Origin of the sequence: Novosphingobium pokkalii (assembly GCF_014652855.1) — a bacterium.
Taxonomy (GTDB): Bacteria; Pseudomonadota; Alphaproteobacteria; order Sphingomonadales; family Sphingomonadaceae; genus Novosphingobium; species Novosphingobium pokkalii.
The window spans coordinates 129413-147779 of record NZ_BMZP01000006.1 but is presented as its reverse complement, the minus strand read 5'-3'; the positions used below and the strand labels follow the sequence as shown (position 1 = coordinate 147779).

General features: G+C 68.1%; 23 protein-coding genes. 9 read left to right on the top strand and 14 right to left on the bottom strand.

The window, feature by feature from the left end:
- From IE191_RS08370 to IE191_RS08360, 3 genes are all read left to right on the top strand, one after another.
- Positions 1–1317: efflux transporter outer membrane subunit (locus IE191_RS08370; RefSeq protein ID WP_191323917.1), on the top strand; the 1317-nt coding region annotated here is incomplete at its 5' end.
- A 76-nt stretch (positions 1318–1393) separates the two neighbouring features.
- On the top strand, positions 1394–2593 hold the full coding sequence (locus IE191_RS08365) for an HlyD family secretion protein (protein ID WP_191323916.1): 1200 nt from the start codon (positions 1394–1396) through the stop codon (positions 2591–2593).
- Position 2594: 1 nt separating this feature from the next.
- The gene (locus tag IE191_RS08360) at positions 2595–4109 is read left to right on the top strand and encodes a DHA2 family efflux MFS transporter permease subunit (protein WP_191323915.1); all 1515 of its coding nucleotides are present in this window, start codon (positions 2595–2597) and stop codon (positions 4107–4109) included.
- A gap of 6 nt (positions 4110–4115) precedes the next feature.
- Here IE191_RS08360 and IE191_RS08355 read toward each other — a convergent pair whose 3' ends face one another.
- The 14 genes from IE191_RS08355 to flgB all read right to left on the bottom strand — a co-directional run bounded on the left by IE191_RS08355 (position 4116) and on the right by flgB (position 14398).
- Complete coding sequence (locus IE191_RS08355; protein WP_191323914.1) at positions 4116–4340, bottom strand: hypothetical protein; 225 nt, start codon at positions 4338–4340, stop codon at positions 4116–4118.
- Positions 4341–4385: 45 nt separating this feature from the next.
- Positions 4386–5222 (bottom strand): flagellar motor protein MotB, encoded by an 837-nt coding sequence (locus tag IE191_RS08350; RefSeq protein WP_191323913.1) that lies wholly within the window; start codon positions 5220–5222, stop codon positions 4386–4388.
- A gap of 12 nt (positions 5223–5234) precedes the next feature.
- Complete coding sequence (gene motA / locus IE191_RS08345) at positions 5235–6098, bottom strand: flagellar motor stator protein MotA (RefSeq protein ID WP_191323912.1); 864 nt, start codon at positions 6096–6098, stop codon at positions 5235–5237.
- An 88-nt stretch (positions 6099–6186) separates the two neighbouring features.
- Entirely contained in the window at positions 6187–7113 is a 927-nt protein-coding gene (locus IE191_RS08340; protein WP_191323911.1) for a flagellin N-terminal helical domain-containing protein, read from the bottom strand.
- 7 nt (positions 7114–7120) lie between these two features.
- Entirely contained in the window at positions 7121–8458 is a 1338-nt protein-coding gene (gene flgK / locus IE191_RS08335) for a flagellar hook-associated protein FlgK (RefSeq protein ID WP_191323910.1), read from the bottom strand.
- A gap of 5 nt (positions 8459–8463) precedes the next feature.
- Entirely contained in the window at positions 8464–8784 is a 321-nt protein-coding gene (locus tag IE191_RS08330; RefSeq protein WP_191323909.1) for a rod-binding protein, read from the bottom strand.
- Positions 8784–9878: a flagellar basal body P-ring protein FlgI gene (locus tag IE191_RS08325; protein WP_191324006.1), complete on the bottom strand. Its 1095-nt coding sequence runs from the start codon at positions 9876–9878 to the stop codon at positions 8784–8786. Before IE191_RS08325 ends, IE191_RS08330 begins: the two co-directional genes overlap by 1 nt.
- A gap of 111 nt (positions 9879–9989) precedes the next feature.
- Positions 9990–10748: a flagellar basal body L-ring protein FlgH gene (locus IE191_RS08320; RefSeq protein WP_191323908.1), complete on the bottom strand. Its 759-nt coding sequence runs from the start codon at positions 10746–10748 to the stop codon at positions 9990–9992.
- 21 nt (positions 10749–10769) lie between these two features.
- Positions 10770–11558 (bottom strand): flagellar basal-body rod protein FlgG, encoded by a 789-nt coding sequence (flgG, locus tag IE191_RS08315; protein ID WP_191323907.1) that lies wholly within the window; start codon positions 11556–11558, stop codon positions 10770–10772.
- 24 nt (positions 11559–11582) lie between these two features.
- Positions 11583–12338: a flagellar basal body rod protein FlgF gene (locus IE191_RS08310; protein ID WP_191323906.1), complete on the bottom strand. Its 756-nt coding sequence runs from the start codon at positions 12336–12338 to the stop codon at positions 11583–11585.
- 22 nt (positions 12339–12360) lie between these two features.
- Positions 12361–13173, bottom strand: coding sequence for a flagellar hook-basal body protein (locus IE191_RS08305; protein WP_191323905.1), 813 nt, complete (start codon positions 13171–13173; stop codon positions 12361–12363).
- A 34-nt stretch (positions 13174–13207) separates the two neighbouring features.
- The gene (locus IE191_RS08300) at positions 13208–13615 is read right to left on the bottom strand and encodes a flagellar hook assembly protein FlgD (RefSeq protein ID WP_191323904.1); all 408 of its coding nucleotides are present in this window, start codon (positions 13613–13615) and stop codon (positions 13208–13210) included.
- Position 13616: 1 nt separating this feature from the next.
- Positions 13617–14033, bottom strand: a complete 417-nt coding sequence (gene flgC, locus IE191_RS08295) for a flagellar basal body rod protein FlgC (protein ID WP_191323903.1) — start codon at positions 14031–14033, stop codon at positions 13617–13619.
- A 2-nt stretch (positions 14034–14035) separates the two neighbouring features.
- A complete protein-coding gene (flgB, locus tag IE191_RS08290) occupies positions 14036–14398 on the bottom strand; it encodes a flagellar basal body rod protein FlgB (protein ID WP_191323902.1) in 363 nt (120 codons plus the stop codon).
- A 223-nt stretch (positions 14399–14621) separates the two neighbouring features.
- Here flgB and IE191_RS08285 point away from each other — a divergent pair, with 223 nt between their 5' ends.
- From IE191_RS08285 to IE191_RS08260, 6 genes are all read left to right on the top strand, one after another.
- Positions 14622–15320 (top strand): MotA/TolQ/ExbB proton channel family protein, encoded by a 699-nt coding sequence (locus IE191_RS08285; RefSeq protein WP_191323901.1) that lies wholly within the window; start codon positions 14622–14624, stop codon positions 15318–15320.
- On the top strand, positions 15317–15775 hold the full coding sequence (locus IE191_RS08280; protein ID WP_191323900.1) for a hypothetical protein: 459 nt from the start codon (positions 15317–15319) through the stop codon (positions 15773–15775). Before IE191_RS08285 ends, IE191_RS08280 begins: the two co-directional genes overlap by 4 nt.
- Positions 15776–15850: 75 nt before the next feature.
- Positions 15851–16390: a flagella basal body P-ring formation protein FlgA gene (locus IE191_RS08275; protein WP_191323899.1), complete on the top strand. Its 540-nt coding sequence runs from the start codon at positions 15851–15853 to the stop codon at positions 16388–16390.
- Between the two features lie 121 nt (positions 16391–16511).
- Positions 16512–16826, top strand: coding sequence for a flagellar biosynthesis anti-sigma factor FlgM (gene flgM, locus IE191_RS08270; RefSeq protein ID WP_191323898.1), 315 nt, complete (start codon positions 16512–16514; stop codon positions 16824–16826).
- Positions 16823–17191: a flagellar protein FlgN gene (locus tag IE191_RS08265; RefSeq protein ID WP_191323897.1), complete on the top strand. Its 369-nt coding sequence runs from the start codon at positions 16823–16825 to the stop codon at positions 17189–17191. The genes flgM and IE191_RS08265 overlap by 4 nt, the downstream gene beginning before the upstream one ends.
- 207 nt (positions 17192–17398) lie before the next feature.
- On the top strand, positions 17399–18364 hold the full coding sequence (locus IE191_RS08260; RefSeq protein WP_229815204.1) for a lytic transglycosylase domain-containing protein: 966 nt from the start codon (positions 17399–17401) through the stop codon (positions 18362–18364).
- Positions 18365–18367: the final 3 nt, after the last annotated feature.

Genomic DNA, 18367 nt, shown 5'->3' with positions numbered 1-18367 from the left:
GCGGCCGCTGGCGATCTTGGATCCATGGCCGATGCGGCTCCGGCCGATTGGCCCTCTCCCGAATGGTGGCAGTCGCTGCATGATCCGCAGCTTTCCGCACTGATCGCCGAAGGCATCGCGGGTGCGCCCAGCTTGGCGGAGGCCGATGCGCGGCTCCGCGCGGCGCGAGGCCTGGCCCAGGCCAGTGGTGCGGCGCTCCTGCCCACCATTTCGGCCAGTGGCAGCGCCAGCGAAGCCAAGCAGAGCTACAACAACGGCATCCCCGCCGCGTTCGTGCCCAAGGGTTGGAACGACACCGGCGGTGCCTCGCTCAGCGTGAGCTACGAGCTGGATTTCTTCGGCAAGAACCGGGCCGCCCTGCGTGCCGCGACGTCCGAAGCGCAGGCCGCCGGGTTCGAGGCGCAGGCCGCGCGTCTCGCCATCGCCACCGGCGTGGCCGATGCCTATGCCACGCTGGCTCGCGCTGCCGCCGCGCGTGACGTGCGCGCGCAGGCCCTGCAACTACGCCAGGATACGGCGCAACTGGTGCGCCAGCGGGTGCTCAATGGCCTGGATACCCGGGCCGAGCAACGCCAGGCCGAAGCGGCCATTCCCGTGGCGCGTGCCGATCTGGTCGCGGCAGACGAAGCCATTGCCCTGGCGCGCCATGCGCTGGCGGTGCTGATCGGGGCACCACCGGCGCGCGGCGATGCCATCGCGCTGCCGCGCCTGGCGGCGCTGACGCCGCAGGGCCTGCCCGCGAACCTGGCGCTGGACCTGGTCGGCCGCCGCGCTGATATCGCCGCCGCGCGCGCCAGGGCCGAAGCGGCTGCCGCCCGCGTGCGCGTGGCCCGCGCGGCGTTCTATCCCAACGTCAACCTGATGGGCATGATCGGGGTTCAGGCGCTGGGTCTGGGCAACCTGACCGCCAGCGGTTCCGATGTGGGATCGGTCGGCCCGGCGATCACGCTGCCGCTGTTTTCCGGCGGGCGCATCACCGGCAACTATCGCCAGGCCCGCGCCGGTTATGACGAGGCGGTGGCGAGTTATGACGACACCCTGCTCAAGGCGCTGCGCGACGTGGCCGATGCCGCCGCCACGCGGCAGTCGGTCGATGCGCAGACCGCGCAATTGCGCGCGGCGGTGGCAGCATCGGACGATGCCTATCGCATTGCCCGCCGCCGGTACGAGGCCGGCCTGTCCACCTATCTGTCGGTGCTGTCCGCGCAGGATGCGCTGCTCGCCAATCGCCGCCTGCTGGCCGATCTGGAGGCGCGCAGCCTGTCTGCCCATGTCGCCCTGGTGCGGGCGCTGGGTGGCGGCTTCCGCGCCGGCTGATCGCCTCGCCTTATTCGCGTCGCCCTGCGCTTTCCCCTGTTCCCTGTCCTTTCCCTGATGCCGAGACACCCCGCCCATGGCTGATATCGACTCCAAGATTTCCGGCGCCACGCCCGCCGAAGTTTCTCCTTCCGCCGAAAACGCCCAGGATGACGCGCGCAAGGCCAAGCGCAAGCAGGCCTTCCTGCTGTTCGGCGGCGCGCTTGCCCTGGTGGCGGCCGGCTTTGGGATCTATGAATGGATCGAAGGCGGTCGCTATGTCGATACCGACAACGCCTATGTCGCGGCCGAAGTGGCGCAAGTGACGCCGCTGGTCGCCGGCCCGGTGTTGCGCGTGGCGGTCAACGACACCCAGGTGGTGCGCAAGGGCGATATCCTGGTCGAACTCGATCCGACCGATGCCAAGATCGCGCTCGCGGCGGCCGAGGCGGATTATGCCGATGCGCTGCGCAAGGTGCGCCAAACGGTGGCCACCGGCACTGCGCTGTCTGCCCAGGTGGGCGAGCGCCAGGCCGACATCGCCCGCATGACCGCGCAAGTGCAGGTGGCCACGGCCGATCTGCAACGGGCCGAGATCGATCTCAAGCGGCGGCAGTCACTGGTCGGCGATGGCGCGGTTTCGGGCGAGGAACTGACCACGGCACGCAATGCCTATGCTTCGGCCCAAGGCCAGCTTGCCGCCGCGCGCGCCTCGCTCGCTGCGGCGCAGGCGGCGCGTGGCACCGCCAATGGGCAGCAGGCGGCCAACGCCGCGCTGGTCAACGGCACCACGCCCGAAACCAATCCGCAAGTGCTGGCGGCCAAGGCCCGGCTGGACAAGGCACGGATCGACCTGGAGCGCACCGTGATCCGCGCCCCGGTCAGCGGCGTTGTCACCCAGCGCAACGTGCAGGTGGGGCAAAGCGTAGCCGTGGGCACCCCGGTGATGACCATCGTGCCGATCGGCCAGGCCCACGTGGATGCCAATTTCAAGGAGAGCCAGCTTGCCCATGTGCGCCCGGGCCAGCCGGTGACGCTCACGTCTGATCTTTACGGCGATGACGTGGTCTACCATGGCCGCGTCGTGGGCTTTTCGGGCGGCACGGGATCGTCGCTGGCGGTGATTCCGGCGCAGAATGCCACTGGCAACTGGATCAAGGTGGTGCAGCGCCTGCCGGTGCGCGTGGCGCTCGACCCGCACGAGCTGGGCGCCCATCCGCTGCGCATCGGCCTGTCGATGACGGCCACGATCGATACCCGGCCTGACAGCGACCGCGCGCAGAAGGGCGCCAACTGACATGGCGGGCGGTCCTCCGATGGCCTTTGGCGGGGATGGGCCACCGCCGCTGAAAGGGGCGCGGCTGGCGCTGGGCGGCTTTGCCCTGGCGCTGTCGAACTTCGTCGTGGTGCTCGACATCACGATCGCCAACGTCTCCGTCCCGCATATTTCCGGCAGCCTTGCCGTCTCGCCCACGCAGGGCACCTGGGTGCTCACGTCCTATGCCGTGGCCGAGGCGATCTGCGTGCCCTTGACCGGCTGGCTGGCGCGCACCTTTGGTGCCGTGCGCGTGTTCCTCACCGCGTTGATGGGCTTTGCGGTGTTTTCGATGCTGTGTGGCATTTCCGGCAGCCTGGCGGCGCTGATCGCGTTTCGGGTGTGCCAGGGGCTGTGCGGCGGGCCGATCATGCCGATGACGCAGACGCTGCTGATGCGCATCTTTCCGCGTGACAAGGGCGGGGCGGCGCTGGGCCTGTGGGCGATGACCACGGTGGTGGCGCCGATTGCCGGGCCGATCTGCGGCGGTTTCATTTCCGACAACTGGTCGTGGCACTGGCTGTTCTTCATCAATATCCCGCTCGCTGCGTTCTGCCTGGTAATCGCGTGGCGGCTGGTTCGCCGGTTTGAAACGCCAACGCAGAAATCGCCGATCGATTTCGTCGGCCTGGCGCTGATGGTGCTGTGGGTCGGGGCGTTGCAGATCATGCTCGACAAGGGGCGCGAGGAAGACTGGTTTTCCAGCAGCTTCATCGTCATCCTGGCCGTGACGGCAGTCGTCGGCTTCATCGCCTTCCTGATCTGGGAGCTGACCGAGAAGCACCCGATCATCGACCTGTCGGTGTTCCGCAACCGCGGCTTTACCGTGGCGGTGGTGACGCAGAGCGTGGCCTATGGCGCGTTCTTCACGTTCATCGTGCTGATCCCGTTGTTCCTCCAGACCAACCTGAACTACACCGCCACCTGGGCGGGCCTGGCCATGGGCTGGGTGGGCGTACTGGCGGTGGTGTTCTCGCCCATCGTCGCGCGGCTGGTCGGCAAGGTCGATACCCGCGCGCTGATCAGCTTCGGTGTGCTGTGGCTGGGCATGGTCGCCGCGCTGCGCACCGTGTGGGTGACCGACATGGGCTATTGGACCATCGCCTTTCCGCAGATGATCCAGGGGCTGGGCATGCCGTTCTTCTTCGTCGGCTCCACCGCGCTGGCCATGGCCTCGGTCCGGCCCGACCAGACCGCATCGGGCGCCGGCATCCAGAACTTCATGCGCACGATGGCCGGCGCCTTTGCCACCTCGATGTCCACCACGCTGTGGGAACACCAGACCAAGCTGAACCGCGCGGAACTGGTTGGCCTGGTCCATCCGCCCGTGAACACGGGCCTGCCGGTGGCGCAGGCGCGCCTGGCGCTGAGCCAGTTGGTCCAGACCGAAGCGGTGACACTGGCCACCCGCCAGGTGTTCCTGCTGTGCACCGTGATCTTCTTCGTCGCGGCCTGCCTGATCTGGCTGGCGCCCAAACCGGGCGCGCGCAAGGGGTAGGCAGGCTCAGGACAGGCCCTTCGACAAGCTCAGGGCGAACGGAAGTTGTAGAAAATCCGGTGAATTCCGTTCGGGCTGAGCCTGTTGAAGCCCTTGGCCCGAGAGCACCGCGTCGGCGCCCTTCGACAGGCTCAGGGCGAACGGAAATTGCAGAAAATCTGGTGAAATCCGTTCGGGCTGAGCTTGTCGAAGCCCCCCGTCCGAGAGCACCGCGCCCGCGCCTTTCGACAAGCTCAGGCCGAACGGGGAAGGGCTATGGTCGCGATCCCGACCGGCTCAATCCAGCAGCAGGATCGACATGCGGCGGTTGCGCGGGTCGTTGGGGTTGTCGGGCACCAGCGGTTCGCGATCGGCCACACCCTCGATGCGCTGGAAGCGTTTTTCGCCCACGCCGTTGCGCATCAGGGCCAGGCGCGTGGCTTCGGCGCGGCCGGCGGAAAGCGACCAGTTGTTGGCCGGGTCGCCCGGTTTCCATTGCAGCGCGTCGGTGTGGCCGCGCACCGTGACGCCGCCCGGATCGGGCGCGATGGCCTGGCCGATCGCACGCACCAGTTCCAGCGCGTCGGGGGTGAGGATCGTGGTGCCGAGGCGGAACATCGAGAAGTCGGCATCGTCGAGCATGTCGATGCGGATGCCCTCAGGGGTCATCGTCATGTGGACCTGCTTGGCCAGTTTGCGCAGCTTCTCGTTTGCTTCCAGCTTTTCCTTCAGGCGCTCCTGCATCACGGCTGTGCGCTTCACTTTCGATCCGCCGTCCTTCGGCCCGCCAGTGGCATCGCGCGGGATGGTCATCGTGCGCGTGCCGGTCTGCCCGGCACGGTGGGGATAGTTGTCGGCATCGGTCAGCGACGATCCGCCCAGCAGCCCGTTGGACCCGGCGCTGCCCTTGCGCGTCTTGACCAGCGTGGGGGTAAAGTAGTCCGCAATGCCCTTGCGCTGCTTTTCGGTGGTGGCGCCCAAGAGCCACATCAGCAGGAAGAAGGCCATCATCGCGGTCACGAAATCGGCATAGGCCACTTTCCAGGCGCCGCCGTGGTGGCCGCCGGCGACCACGGTGATCTTCTTGACGATGATCGGCTTGGGCGCTTCCTTGCCCTTTGGCGGCTTGGCCATGGCAGGATCCCCTTAGCGGCCGCGCAGCGCGTCGAGCAGTTCCGAAAGACCGGGGCGGAACGCATGGCCCAGGCCGGAGCGGGCGCTTTCCACCACCAGCGGCTGCGGCCAGCCATGCAGCGATGACACGATCACCTGCTTGACCGCCTGATAGATCATCGCGTCCTGGTCGAGCACCTGCTTGAGCCGACCAGCCAGCGGCGCGACGATGCCATAGGCGAGCAGTACCCCCATGAACGTACCGACCAGGGCCGAACCGATCATCGCGCCGAGCACCGTGGGGGGCTTGTCGATCGAGCCCATGGTCTTGACCACGCCCAGCACGGCCGCAACGATGCCCAGCGCGGGCAGGGCGTCGGCCAGGCCCTGGAGCGCGTGCTGCGCTTCCTCTTCCTCGTGGAAATGGGTCTTCATCGCGTGGTCCATCACGTCTTCCACGGCGTGGACTTCCAGCGTGCCCGACGACACCACGATCAGGGTCAGCGTATCGCAGATCAGCGAGACCAGCGCGCCATGCGCCAGGATGCGCGGATATTCGGCAAACAGCGCCGAGCTCTTGGGATCGGCCACATGGCTTTCCAGCGCCACCGGGCCATCGCTGCGCAGGATCTTCATCAGCTTGGCACAGAGCACGATGGCGTCGACGTGGTCCTGCTTGTTGTGCTTTGGCCCCTTGAACACTTTGCCCAGGCCCGCGCCGATGCCTTTCAACTCGTGCATCGAGTTGCCGGTGATCGTGGCGCCCAGCGCGGCGCCGCCGATGATGAGCATTTCATGGGGGATCGCCTCGGCGACCGGGCCGATGGCGCCGCCGGTGATAATGAAGCCGCCAAAGACCATGGCGAGCAGGACGACGATGCCGATGCCAGCGAACATGAAGCGATAACCTTGTCGATAAACCGTGTGGACCAAAGGTGCGGCTCATGCCGTGCTGCATTGCAGAACGGCAGGAACCCGCGCGCTTTCAGGACATCATGTTGAACAGCGACAGGCCCGACATCTTGGTGAAGCTGGCCTGGCTGGCGGCCAGCACCGTGGCCAGTTCGGTGAGCCGGGAATAGGCGGTGGGAATGTCCGTGGCGCCGATCGTGCTCTGGTCTTGGGCGCGGGCCTCGCTCATCGTGGTCTGCCGCTCGGTGTTGAGATCAATCCACGAAAGCCGCGCGCCCACCACGGTCTGCCCGGTGGAAACGGCGGTCATGGCATCGTCCAGCGTGGTCAGTGCCGCGCTGGCGGCGGTCTGCGCGCCGCTGCCCCCGGCGGTGATGGCATCGGTGATGCTTTTGAGCGCGGCAAAGACATCGGTGCTGGTGCCGCCCGACGAGAAGGTGAGGAATTCCGGCCCGGTCAGGCTGCGCTTCACGCTTTGCCCGTCGCCCAGTTCCAGGCTGCCCGCGCTGCCGCTGCCGACATAGCTGACCGTGCCGGTGGTGGCGTCCACGGTATAGGCAGCATCGGCCGCATCGCCGCCGAACAGCGCATTGCCCGCGCTGTCGCGCGTGTTGGCCAGCGAGACCAGGTTGTTGCGCAGCTCGGTCAGCTCGTTGCCGATGCTGGTGCGCTGTTCGTTGGACAGCGTGCCGGTGGCGGCCTGGTTGGCCAGTTGGCGGGCGCGTTGCAGCGTATTGATCATCTCGGTCATCGCCGAGTCGGTCAGGTTGAGATCGGCCGTGGCGCGGTTGGCGCTGCTCGCATCGACCTTGGCGATCGTGTCCTGGCGCGCCAGGTTGCGCAGGCGCGAGGCGGCCAGCGGATCGTCGGACGAATTGGTCAGCCGTTGCTGGCTGGCGATCTGGTTGTTGATCTTCTCCATCTGCGCACGCAGATTGGTGAAGTCGAGCGCGGTGCGATCATAGAACGCAGAGGTGCTGGTCGAGACGTTGCTGGACATGGGCGGCCTACTTGATGGCTAGGATGGTGTCGAACAGGTTGCTGGCAACCTGCATGACCCGGCCAGAGGCCTGGAACGCCTGCTGGAACCGGGTCAGGTTGATGGCTTCGGTGTCGAGATCGACGCCCGCCTGGGCGGAAAGCGCGGTCTTGGCGGCATCGGAAATGGTTTTCAGCGCATCGCGCGTGGTGGTGCGCGCCTGGACCGTGGCCGAAACCTGATAGAGCAGGTCGTCCATCGTGCCGGCCGGATCGGCGCTGGTCAGCGCTTCGCGCAAGGCGGTGAGGTTGGTGGTATCGCGGCTGCCTGACGCCGCGCCCGAAGCGGCCGTGGCAATGGCCGCGCCATCGGTGGTGGCCAGCGCAATGTCTCCCGCGCCGGTGCCCGAAAGCAGCGCCGCGCCGGCACTGCCATCGAGCGCGGTGCCGTTGCCCTGAGCAGTGTTGACCGTGGTGATCACGGTGCTGGCCAGATCGTCGAGCTGGCTGTGGACATCGGCCACGCGGGCCAGCACCTGCTGCTGCCCGGAGAGCGTGCCGGCCGACAGCGTGACGGCGCCACCGGCCACGTCGAAACTGATCGTCCCGTCGCTGGCCGTGGTCATCGCCAGGGTCTGCGCGGTGCCGCCGGTGACCAGCGGGGCGCCCGACGTGCCGCCCAGCGTCACATCTACCGTGCCGTCGCTGGCAAAGCTGGTGGCAATGTCGGCATAGCCTGCAAGCTTTTGCAGCAGGAGATCGCGCTGGTCCATCAAGCCGCTGCGGTCGCTGCTGGCATCGGCCATGCGCGACAGGCGGGCGTTCACCTTGGCCAGTTCGGCCGACAGCGTGTTGACCTGCGAAACGCCATCGGTCGCGCCGCTCTGCTGGCCCTGGGCCACGGCATCGAGCTGGTTCGACGCGATGTTGAAGCTGTTGGTCATGGTCTGCGCCGCGGCGATGACCGCCGCGCGCAACGGGGTATCGGTGGGGCTTTGCGCAAGCTGGGTGAGCGAGGTTTCAAAGCCGGTGATCGCCGCATAGATGCCGGGATCCTCCAGCGCGGCCTGAACATCTTCCAGGCCGCCGACTTCGGTATCGACCCGCGCGGTATCGGCGGCGGTGCGGCGCACTTCGGCCTGGCGGAAGGCATCGGCATTGCGCAGCACGCCGGTGACGCGCACGCCCGAAAGCGACACGTCGCGATTGTTGGCGACATAGCCGGGGGTCATCACCTCTTCGGTGCCGACCGAGCGGCGGACATAGCCTTCGGTGCCGGCGTTGGCGATGTTCTGCGCCGTCACGTCGAGTTGGATGCGCGCGGCGCGGGTGGCGCTGCGGGCGATCGAGAGAAGATCGGAGGCCATGGCGGTCAGGCTCCCTTGGCCGGCGTGGCGGCGCTGCCGGCGGCCTTGGCCAACTGGCTTTCCAGCCGGGTGGCCAGGCCAAGCGCGCCCGATTGCGCGGCGATTTCGGCAAAGCGTTCGTCACGCATCTGGGTAAAGGTATCGTCCTGCTTCTTGCCGAACAGGTCGTCTCCACCCAGGTTGGTGTTGCGTGCCTGGCTCAGCATCTGGCGCAGGAACATGGCCTCGAACCCTTGCGCAGCCTTGCGCAGCGCGGCGCGGTCGGGAATGGCCGTTGTGGCCGAAGTGCCGGAAACGGCGGCGGAATTGAGCGATTGCGCAGTCATCAGATCACCACCATTTCGGCCTTGAGGGCACCGGCTTGCTTGAGCGCTTCGAGGATCGCCACCAGATCGGACGGCGAAACGCCCAATTTGTTAAGGGCATTGACCAGCGAAGAGAGCGAGGCACCGGGCTTGAACAGAGCCACGTGGTTGCCTTCCTCGGTCACGCTGATCTGGCTGTTGGGCACCACGGCGGTCTGCCCGCCGGAGAACGGACCGGGCTGCGACACGCGCGGCTTCTCGTCGATCTTCACCACCAGCTTGCCGTGGCTGATCGCCGCGGGCGACAGGCGCACCGCGCTGTTGATCACTACGGTGCCGGTACGGCTGTTGACGATCACCTTGGCGGCCGCTTCGGCCGGGCTCACTTCGATCGCCTCGATCGCGGCCATGGTGCTGGCGCGCGCGTCGGCGCCGCTGGGCAGGCGCAGCGCCAGGGTCACGCCGTCCTCCACGCTGGCGGTGCCGGGGATCTTGGTGTTGATCGCGTCGCGCACGCGCGCGGCATTGAGGAAATCGGCGTCGAACAGGTTCCAGCGCAGCACGTCGGCGCTGTCGAACCCGGTGTTGACCGCGCGCTCCACGCTGGCGCCTTCCGCAATGCGGCCCACGGTGGGCACGTTGACCGTCAGTTGCGACCCGTCCTTGGCGGTGATGCCCAGGCCCCCGACGGCCAGGTTGCCCTGCGCCATGGCATAGATCTGCCCGTCGGCACCATAGAGCGGCGCGAGCACGAGCGCCCCACCGCGCAGCGACTTGGCCTTGCCGATGGTCGAAACCGTCACGTCGATGCGCTGGCCAGGCTTGGCGAAGGCGGGCAGATCGGCGGTGATCATCACGGCGGCGGCGTTCTTGAGGCCCGGCGCCACGCCGGCGGGTAATTGGACGCCCAGCCGCCCGGATACGCCACGCATCGCCTGGGTCAGGTATTCCAGGTTGTCGTCACCCGTGCCGGCCAGGCCCACCACGATGCCATAGCCGGTAAGCTGGTTGGAGCGCACGCCCTGGAACTCGCCGAGATCGCGCACGCGCTCGGCATGGGCGGCCCCGGCCAGCATGGGCAAGGCGGCCATGGCGGCGGCCAGCACCAGCAGCATCGGGCCAGGGCGCAGGATGCGGCGGCGCAACAGCGGCCGCAGGGCCAGGCCGGCCAGCGCGGCAGCCGCGAGATCGGCAGCGAAGGGAAAAGCGGTGATCATGGGCAAGGCCTAGAAAGGGCTGACGAGATTGAAGAACTTGGTCAGCCAGCCCTGGCGGGCGGCGCGGCTGACATCGCCGTTGCCGGCATAGGTGATCCGCGCATCGGCCACCTGGCCGGACTGGACGCGGTTGGTCGTGTCGATATCGGCCAGCCGCACGATGCCCGATAGCTGCACCCATTCCTGCCCCTGGCTCAGCGTCAGGCGCTTTTCGCCTTTGACCAGCACGGTGCCGTTGGGGCGCACTTCGGCAATCGTGACGGACACTTCACCCCCCAGCGAGCTGGACTGCGATGCATCCCCCTTGCCGGAAAAGGCGCTGGCGCCCGAATTGTTGATGCCGTTCTGCGACAGGATCGAGAGCGGGCCCTTGTTGGGCGGGGTGAACGTGAACGAGGAAGACTTGGCCGTCTTGCTCGCCGCCGATTTCGAGGTGGTGAGCTGTTCGGCCAGCACGATCACCAGGCTGTCGCCCACGGCATGGGCGCGTGCGCCCTCCACAAGGCCGGCATAGCCGTTGGCGAGGTTGAGGATGCTGCCGTCGGCCGGCTTGGCCGCGCCTGCGCCGGGCAGCGATGGTTCGTAGCCGGTGGCCGGGCGATTGCGCGCCTTGGCTGGCGGCGCTGCCATCAGCAGCCCGGCGGTGATCAGCGCGGGCACGGCCAGCACGGCCAGCAGTTTCAGGCCCAGCCCCGGGCGCGGGCAATGGCCGCGCAGCCGCTCGGCCCGCAGCGCCTTGTCGAAGAGGGAGTCGAACGGGGAATCCATGGGGTCGCGCGCTTTCCCGCCTTACAGCGTCTGGTTGGCGTTCTTGAGCATCTCGTCGATCGCCGAGATCATCTTGGAATTGATCTCGTAGGCGCGCTGGCACTCGATCATGTCGACCAGCTCTTCCACCACGTTGACGTTGGAGGCTTCGAGATAGCCCTGCTGGATATGGCCGCGCCCAGCGTCGCCGGCATTGCCCACTTGCGCCGCGCCGCTGGCGCCGGTTTCCACCAGGAAGTTGTCGCCGATGGCTTTCAGGCCCTGCGGATTGGCAAAGCTGGCCACGGTGATCTGGCCCAGCGTCGTCGCCTCGTTGGCGCCGGGCAAGGTGGCGGTCACGGTCCCGTCCTGCGCCACGGTGATGGCGCTGGCCCCCTCGGGAACGGTGACCGCCGGTTGCAGGGCATAGCCCTGCGAGGTGACGAGCGTACCTTCGGCCGAACGGCTGAAATTGCCGGCGCGGGTATAGGCGAGCTGGCCGCCGGGCAGGGTCACCTGGAAGAACCCGTCGCCATCCAGCGCCAGGTCGAGCGCGTTGCCGGTGCTTTGCAACTGACCCTGGCTTTCCATGCGCGCGGTGCCTTGCAGCGAAACCCCGGTGCCCAGGTTGAGCCCGGTGGCATAGGCCGTTTCGTTGGACGATTGCTGCCCGGCGACGCGCGTGTCCTGATAGGCCAGCGTGGCGAAATTGGCGCGATCGCGCTTGAAGCCGGTGGTGCTGACGTTCGCCAGGTTGTTGGCGATCACGCGCATCCGCGTGTCCTGGGCTTCCAGGCCGGTGCGGGCAACGTGCAGGGCGGAACTGGGCATGGACGGTCCTCTCTCGATCTTGGCTTAGGTGTTGAGGCGCATCAGGCTGGCGGATTTCTCGTCCACCTCACGCGCGGTGGAGGCGACCTTGGTGCGCATGTCGAACAGGCGCTGGGCCTCCACCATCTCCACCAGCACTTGCGTGGGATCGACGTTGGACTGCTCCAGCGCGCCGGGGGTGAGGCGGGCTTCCTCATCCTGCGGCAGGGTGCCGGGGGTGTTGTTCGGTCCGGCCACGTGGAACAGGCCATCCAGCCCCTTGCCCACCTGGCTGCCGGCGGTGGAGACCAGCTTGATCCGGGCCACGGCCTGGGGCGGGGTGGACGGGTTCTGCGGATCGCCGGCCAGCACGCTGCCATCGGGCGCGATCGTCACGATCGTGCCGGTGGGCACGGTGATCGGCCCCCCATCGCCGATCACCGGCAGGCCATCGCCGTTTTGCAGCACGCCATCGGCCGTGACCGCCAGATCGCCGCGCCGGGTATAGGCCTCGCTGCCGTCCGCCGCCTGCACCGTCAGCATGGTGTCGCCGCTCAACGCCACGTCGAGCGGGTTGTTGGTGGCGATGGTGGTGCCCTGCTTCATGCTGGCGCCCTGGACATAGCCCTCGGTCATCGCGCGCGCTTCCAGGCTGGGGCCTTTCAGCGTGATCGGCGTGGCGCTGAGCATTTCCTGGCGAAAGCCGATGGTCTGCGCGTTGGCCATGTTGCTGGCGATCACGCGCTGGCGCACCATCGATCCGGTCATGCCGGAATAGGCGGTGTAGATCAGCCGGTCCATGGCCGGTTACCCCCTTGTGGCCTTAGCTGCGCAGGTTGAGGATGGCCTGGGTGGCCTGCGTGGCGGTGTCGATCGCCTTGGCATTGGCCTGGTAGGCGCGCTGGGCCACGATCAGGCCGACCAGCTCGTCCGACACTTCCACGTTCGAGCGTTCGAGATAGCCCGACATCAGCTTGCCATACTGGCCATTGGTGGGTTCGCCATAATTGGCCGGGCCGGAAAGGTTGGTGGCGGTCCAGTCGGCCGAACCCTGCTGGCGCAGGCCTTGCGCGTTGAGGAACGTGGCCAGCCCCAGCTTGCCGATGATCGTGTTGGAACCATCGGCATAGCTCGCCGCGACATTGCCGTTTTCGGCCACGGTCAAGCCGGCGAATTCCGAACCGGCGGCATTGGTGATCGGCACCAGCGTATCCTGCTGCGTGGTGCTGGTGGGTGTACCGGTCGCGTCGGTGGGATACATCTGCACCCGGTTGCCCTGGGCATCGGTGATGTACCCGCCCGAATCCATCTGGAACGCGCCGTTGCGGGTGTACATCGTCTGCCCGGTGGTGGGCGAAACCACGGTGAAGAACCCGTCGCCGCTGATCGCCAGATCAAGCGAGGAGCCGGTGGAATCGAGCGCGCCCTGCTTGAAGTTCTGGGTGATCGCCTCGACCTTGGCGCCGATCCCCTCGATCAGGCGCGGGTTGGTGAAGGCCGTGCCGGCGACCACGTCGGCAAAGCTCACGGTGCTTTTCTTGAAGCCGTTGGTTTCCGAGTTGGCGATGTTGTTGCTGACCACGTTGAGATCGGTCTGCGCATTCTTGATGCCGTTGAGCGAAGTGTAGAACGACATGGTGTGCTGTCCTGTCGGTTGGGGAGGGGAGGGATCAGGCCGCCGTCGTGGCGGCAGTGGTGGCAGCGGTGGTGGTGGTGCTGGCGGCGCCCTGTGCCGCACTGATCGCGGCCAGTTGCTGCGAAATGGTCTTGAGCGTGGCGGCGATGTCGCTGTTCGATGCCGAGGCGCTGTTGAGCTGGTCCAGCTTGTCGGCAATCGTGCCGAGCGTCGTGTTGGTTTCCGACGAATTCGACAGCGCCGAGAACTGCGCCAACTGGGCCACCATCTGGGTGTTGTCCATCGGCGAGGTGGGGTCCTGGTTCTGCAACTGCGCAGTCAGCATCTTGAGGAAATCGGTGGCGCCCAGGCTGGCCCAGCCGCTCTTGGTGGTGCCGGATGAACTGCCCGACGATGCCGTCGTGGTCGTGCCCGTCGTGGTCGTGGAAGTCACTGTGGTCATGTTACTTCATCCTCATCGTATCGAGCATCAGTTGCTTGGCGGTCTGCATCGCTTCCACCACGTTCTGGTATTGGCGGCTGGCTTCCATCATCTCGACCATCTCGGCGTTTTCATCGACCGGGGCGGCCCAGACATCGCCGTTGGCATCGGCCAGCGGATTGTCGGGATCGTGGGTGCGTACCGCGCTGGTATCGGTGCGGTAGACGCCCTGGACCTTGACGGTGGAAAGGCCGCTGCGCGCGTCCAGCTCTTCGGCGAAGACCGGGCGCAGCGGGCGATAGGCCTGCGCGTCGCTGCTGGCGACGTTGCCGGCATTGGCCAGGTTGGAAGCGGCGGCGTTCATCCGCACCAGTTGCGCCGACATGGCGCGGCCGGTGACGCCGAACAGGGTGAGCGGGGTGGTGCCGGGGCCTGCCATGGTCAGTCACCCTTCAGCGCGCGGGTCACTTCGCCCACGCGCCCCTTGATGAATTCCAGCGTGGCGGAATAGCCCACCGCATTCTCGGCAAAGGCGGTCTGTTCGGTGGCCATTTCCACGGTGTTGCCGTCCAGGCTGGGCATCACCGGCACGCGATAGAGCGTGGCGCCGGCCTCCGCCTGGCTTTCGCTGGCGCCGTTGAGGCGCGCCTTGAGCGCAGCGCCGAAATCGATGTCGCGCGCCTTGTAGCCGGGCGTGGCGGCATTCGCGATGTTGGAGGCCAGCAGCCCCAGGCGCGTGGCGCGCAGTTCCAGCGCGGCGCCATGGATGCCGAACAGGCCGTTGGATGATGCGCTCTGGCTCATCGGTGGTGCTCTCGCTTTCCTTGGACAGACGAACGATGCCAGGGCTTCAGCAAAGGGCGTGCCAAGTGCGCGCTCTGCCCGGAAACGGGGCGGAGTGCGCGATCGCCGCAGGGACCGCGCGGCAAAGCATTGCCGAACGACGGCAAGCCGCGCTGCCGGCCTCTGAAATCCCCGGGAGTGTTGCCGTTCTGGGCGCAAAGGTTTCGCGAAAGAGCAGGATGGCATGGACGCAACCCATCTGGTGGATGGTCAATCGGCGGTGATCGTCGTGGGCGGTACGCTGCTCGGCACCGTGCTGCGCTGCGGCTGGCGCGATAGCTGGACGGCGCTGCGCGCGGTGGCCGCGCTGCTGCGCCCGGCGTTCAATGCCGATGCGATGCGCGCCGAGCTCGCCCATGAAGTGGCGCTGATCCGCCGCGACGGTGTGATCCGCGCCAATCCGCGCCGCCTGGCCGATCGCGAGTTCGATTCCGCCACCACCGCGCTGGTGCGCACCCGCTCGCTTGACGGGCTGGTGGAGCAGCACGAGGCCTGGCGCCGCGCGCGCCTGCGCCGCGCCACGGCGGCGGCGCGCACCCTGGCTCAGGCGGCCGATCTTTCGCCGGTGTTCGGCCTGGCCGGCACGTTGGTGGCGCTCAGCCAGCTCAAGGTGGAAAGCCTCGCCCACGGCAACTTCATCGGCGCCATCGCCATGTCGGTGCTGACCACGCTCTATGGGCTGTTGCTGGCGCACATCGTGATGGGGCCGCTGGGCCGCGCGGTGGAGCGGGCGTCGCAGGGCGAGGAAGAAGCCCGCGCCGAAGTCATGGCCTGGCTGACGCGCCAGGTTGGCCCGGCCTGCCCCGATCGCCATCGCGCCACGCCGCTGGCGCCGCACGAACCGGCCATGGCGCCATCCCCTGAACCGCGCGAAGCGGTATGATCGCGCGGCCGGGGCAGACGGGATGGCAGACCATCCTGGCCGATCTGGCGCTGATCCTGTTCATGATCTGCGCCTCGGCCCTGTCGGTTGCCGAAGGGCCGGCGCCGGCGGCGGACAAGGCCCGGGCGGCGCCCTTGCGCCCGCCGCAACCCGTCCTGCCGCCCCATCCCGTCGCCCCGTCGCAACAGGCCGAGCCGGTCGGGGTGTGGCGCGATGGTCCGGGCGCGCCGCCGCTGGCGCAGTGGCTGGCCGACCAGGCCGCCGATCCGCGCCTGCGCCTGTCGATCGTGGTGCGCTATGCCACGCGGCCCGGCGCGCGCGAAGCGGCGCTCCAGCAGGCTGCCGCCCTTGCGCGCAGCGCCGGTGCCCGCGCCGCCACTGCGCGGCTGGTGGTGGAGCCCGGCACGCAGCCCGGCGCCAGCGTGGCGCTGGGCTATGATGCGGAAAGCCTGTGAGGGTGCATCAATGGGGGCGCTGGCACGGCTCTTGCTCATCAGCGGGGCAATCGTGCCACGCATCAGGAAATGTCCATGCTCGCTGCCTTTTTCCGGCCCGTTCTTGCCACCTCGCTTGCCGCCTCCTTTGCCGCTTCACCCGTTTTTGCCCAGGTGGCGCGGGCGCCGGGCGCGCGCTTTGCCGAAATGGCCGCGATCGATCAGGCCGTGGCGCAGTTCACCGGCCATCCGATCGGCGTGCCCGGCGGCGCGGCGCAGCCGGTGGACCGGCGTTTGCGCCTGGCTGCGTGCACGGCGCCGCTGGCGCTGGGCTGGCGGGCTGGCGCGCATGACAGCGTGCTGGTGCGCTGCCCGGATGCGGGCGGCTGGCGCCTGTTCGTGCCCGTGGTCGTGCCGGTGGCCGAAGCCGCTGCCGCGCCCGCCCCGCCCGCAGTGCAGCGTGGCGAAGGCGTGACCATCGCCATGGTCGGGGATGGCTTTTCGGTGGAGCAGGCCGGCGAAGCGCTCGATCCCGGCCCGCTGGGCGGCTGGATCCGCGTGCGCACCGGGGCCAAGGCCGATGCCCTGCGCGGGCGCATCGTGCGCCCCGGCCTGGTGGAAGTGCCGGTCGATTGAATCGCCACTGCTGTTACGGTTTCGTCCTTACGGTGCGCCACCCGGCAAAAATCCGCCGCCTGGCCTTAAACACCACGGACCGGTGCCGTTCTTCCCGGCATAACCCCCGAGGAGCTCGACCATGTCCAACATCGAAATCGGACCGTCGCGGCCGGTTGGTGCGGTCCAGGTCAAGACGGCCGCCTCTGACGCCGCGCCATCGCCTGTCGTGGCCGAGACCACGGCTGCTACCGCGCCACCGGCCGCATCCAGCACCAGCGCGGCGGCGGCCACCGTTGCCACCAGTGACGCGACCCGCGCCGGCGAAGTGCCGGTCAGTGCCGATCGCGTCGCCCAGATTCGCAAGGCGATCGAGGATGGCCATTACCCGGTCATTCCCGCCCGGATCGCCGATGCCATGATTGCCGCCGGCATGCTGTTGAGGACCGCCCAATGATCGCTGACGCTCCGATTTGCCACCCCACCGATCTGGCCCAGGCGCTGGGCCAGATGATTGCCATACTGAATGAAGAGCGCCAGGCACTGGCGGGCCTGGACATGGATGCGATCATGGGGTGCGCGGTCGACAAGGCGGCCCTGTGCACCCGCCTGGAAGCCGTGGCCAGCGATGCGATCGACGAGGAGTGTCGCGGCATGGTCGACGCCGCCCGCCGCCTCAACGAAGCCAATCGCCGTGTGCGCAACCTGATCGCGGCCAATGTCGCGGCGCGGCTGGACGCGCTGACCGGCGCTCCGGCGCTCTATCGCGCCCGCGCCGGGCAGGCCCGCGCGCAGCATGCCCGCACCGCCCGCCTGCGCTGACCGCAAACGGCAAGAACCAACCGGCGCCGCGTGCCGCTGCCCTTGCCGGGTCGGCTCGCGGCGCTTTTTTGTGCGCAGCAGATAACTGTAAAAAATGCATTATATCGGTTCATGAGGAAATGGCACGACCTTTGCTGAACTGTCCTTGTCGCAGCGCGCCACCCTGGGCTCGCTGCCGCCAGCACAAGGATTTGGGCGTTGAGTTCAGTGCAAACCTCTGCCGGGAGCATTGCCGATCCGGCAAGCAGCGCGATTGCCGGCATGCCGGGCCAGAGTGGCTCGGTTCACGCCGCCATTGCCAATGCCGCCAACGCCACAGGCGTGGACTTTGGCTATCTGCTGGCGCAGGCGCGGCTCGAATCCGGGCTTGATCCGCGCGCCCGCGCCCGCACTTCGAGCGCGGCGGGGCTTTACCAGTTCACCGGGCAGACCTGGCTGGGCACCCTGGCGCGCCACGGCGCGGACCACGGCCTCGATTGGGCCGGCGATGCCGTGGGCAATGCCGCCACCAATCCGGGCCTGCGCAACCGCCTGCTGGCGCTGCGCCACGATCCGCAGCTTTCCGCGCTGCTGGCCGGAGACCTGGCCAACGACAATCGCGCCGCGCTGATGCAGACGCTGGGGCGCGAGCCGGACAATGCCGAGCTTTACCTTGCCCATTTCCTGGGAGCGGAAGGTGCCGGGCGGTTCCTGTCCGGTCTGGCCAGCAATCCCGATGCCAGCGCGGCGGCGCTGCTGCCCAAGGCGGCCGCGGCCAACCGCGCGATCTTCTATGCGCCGGGCGGAACGCCCCGCTCGCTTGCCGGGGTGATGGACCTGCTGCGCAGCCGGCTTGACGCCGCCGGCAGCGGCAGCACCCTGCCGCCGCTGTCCGGGTCATGGTCGTTGGCAAGCCTGCCCTATGGCGATCCGGCTGCGCTCGACGGGCCATGGGCCGATCTGCCTTCCGGCGCGCCGGACCTGGGCGCCGGGCGGCAAAGCTACACCGGCGGGCCGGTGGCGCAGGAATTCCAGCAGGCAGCGGGCGCCGCTGGCCCGGCGGGAGGTGCCGCGAGCCCGCGCGCCTCGATGGCCGACACCCTGCGCGACACCTTCGCGCTGGCTGCGCCGGGCACACCGGCGGGTGATCACGTGGCCCGGGCCTATGGCCGGCTCAAGGCGATGGGGCTGTAATCC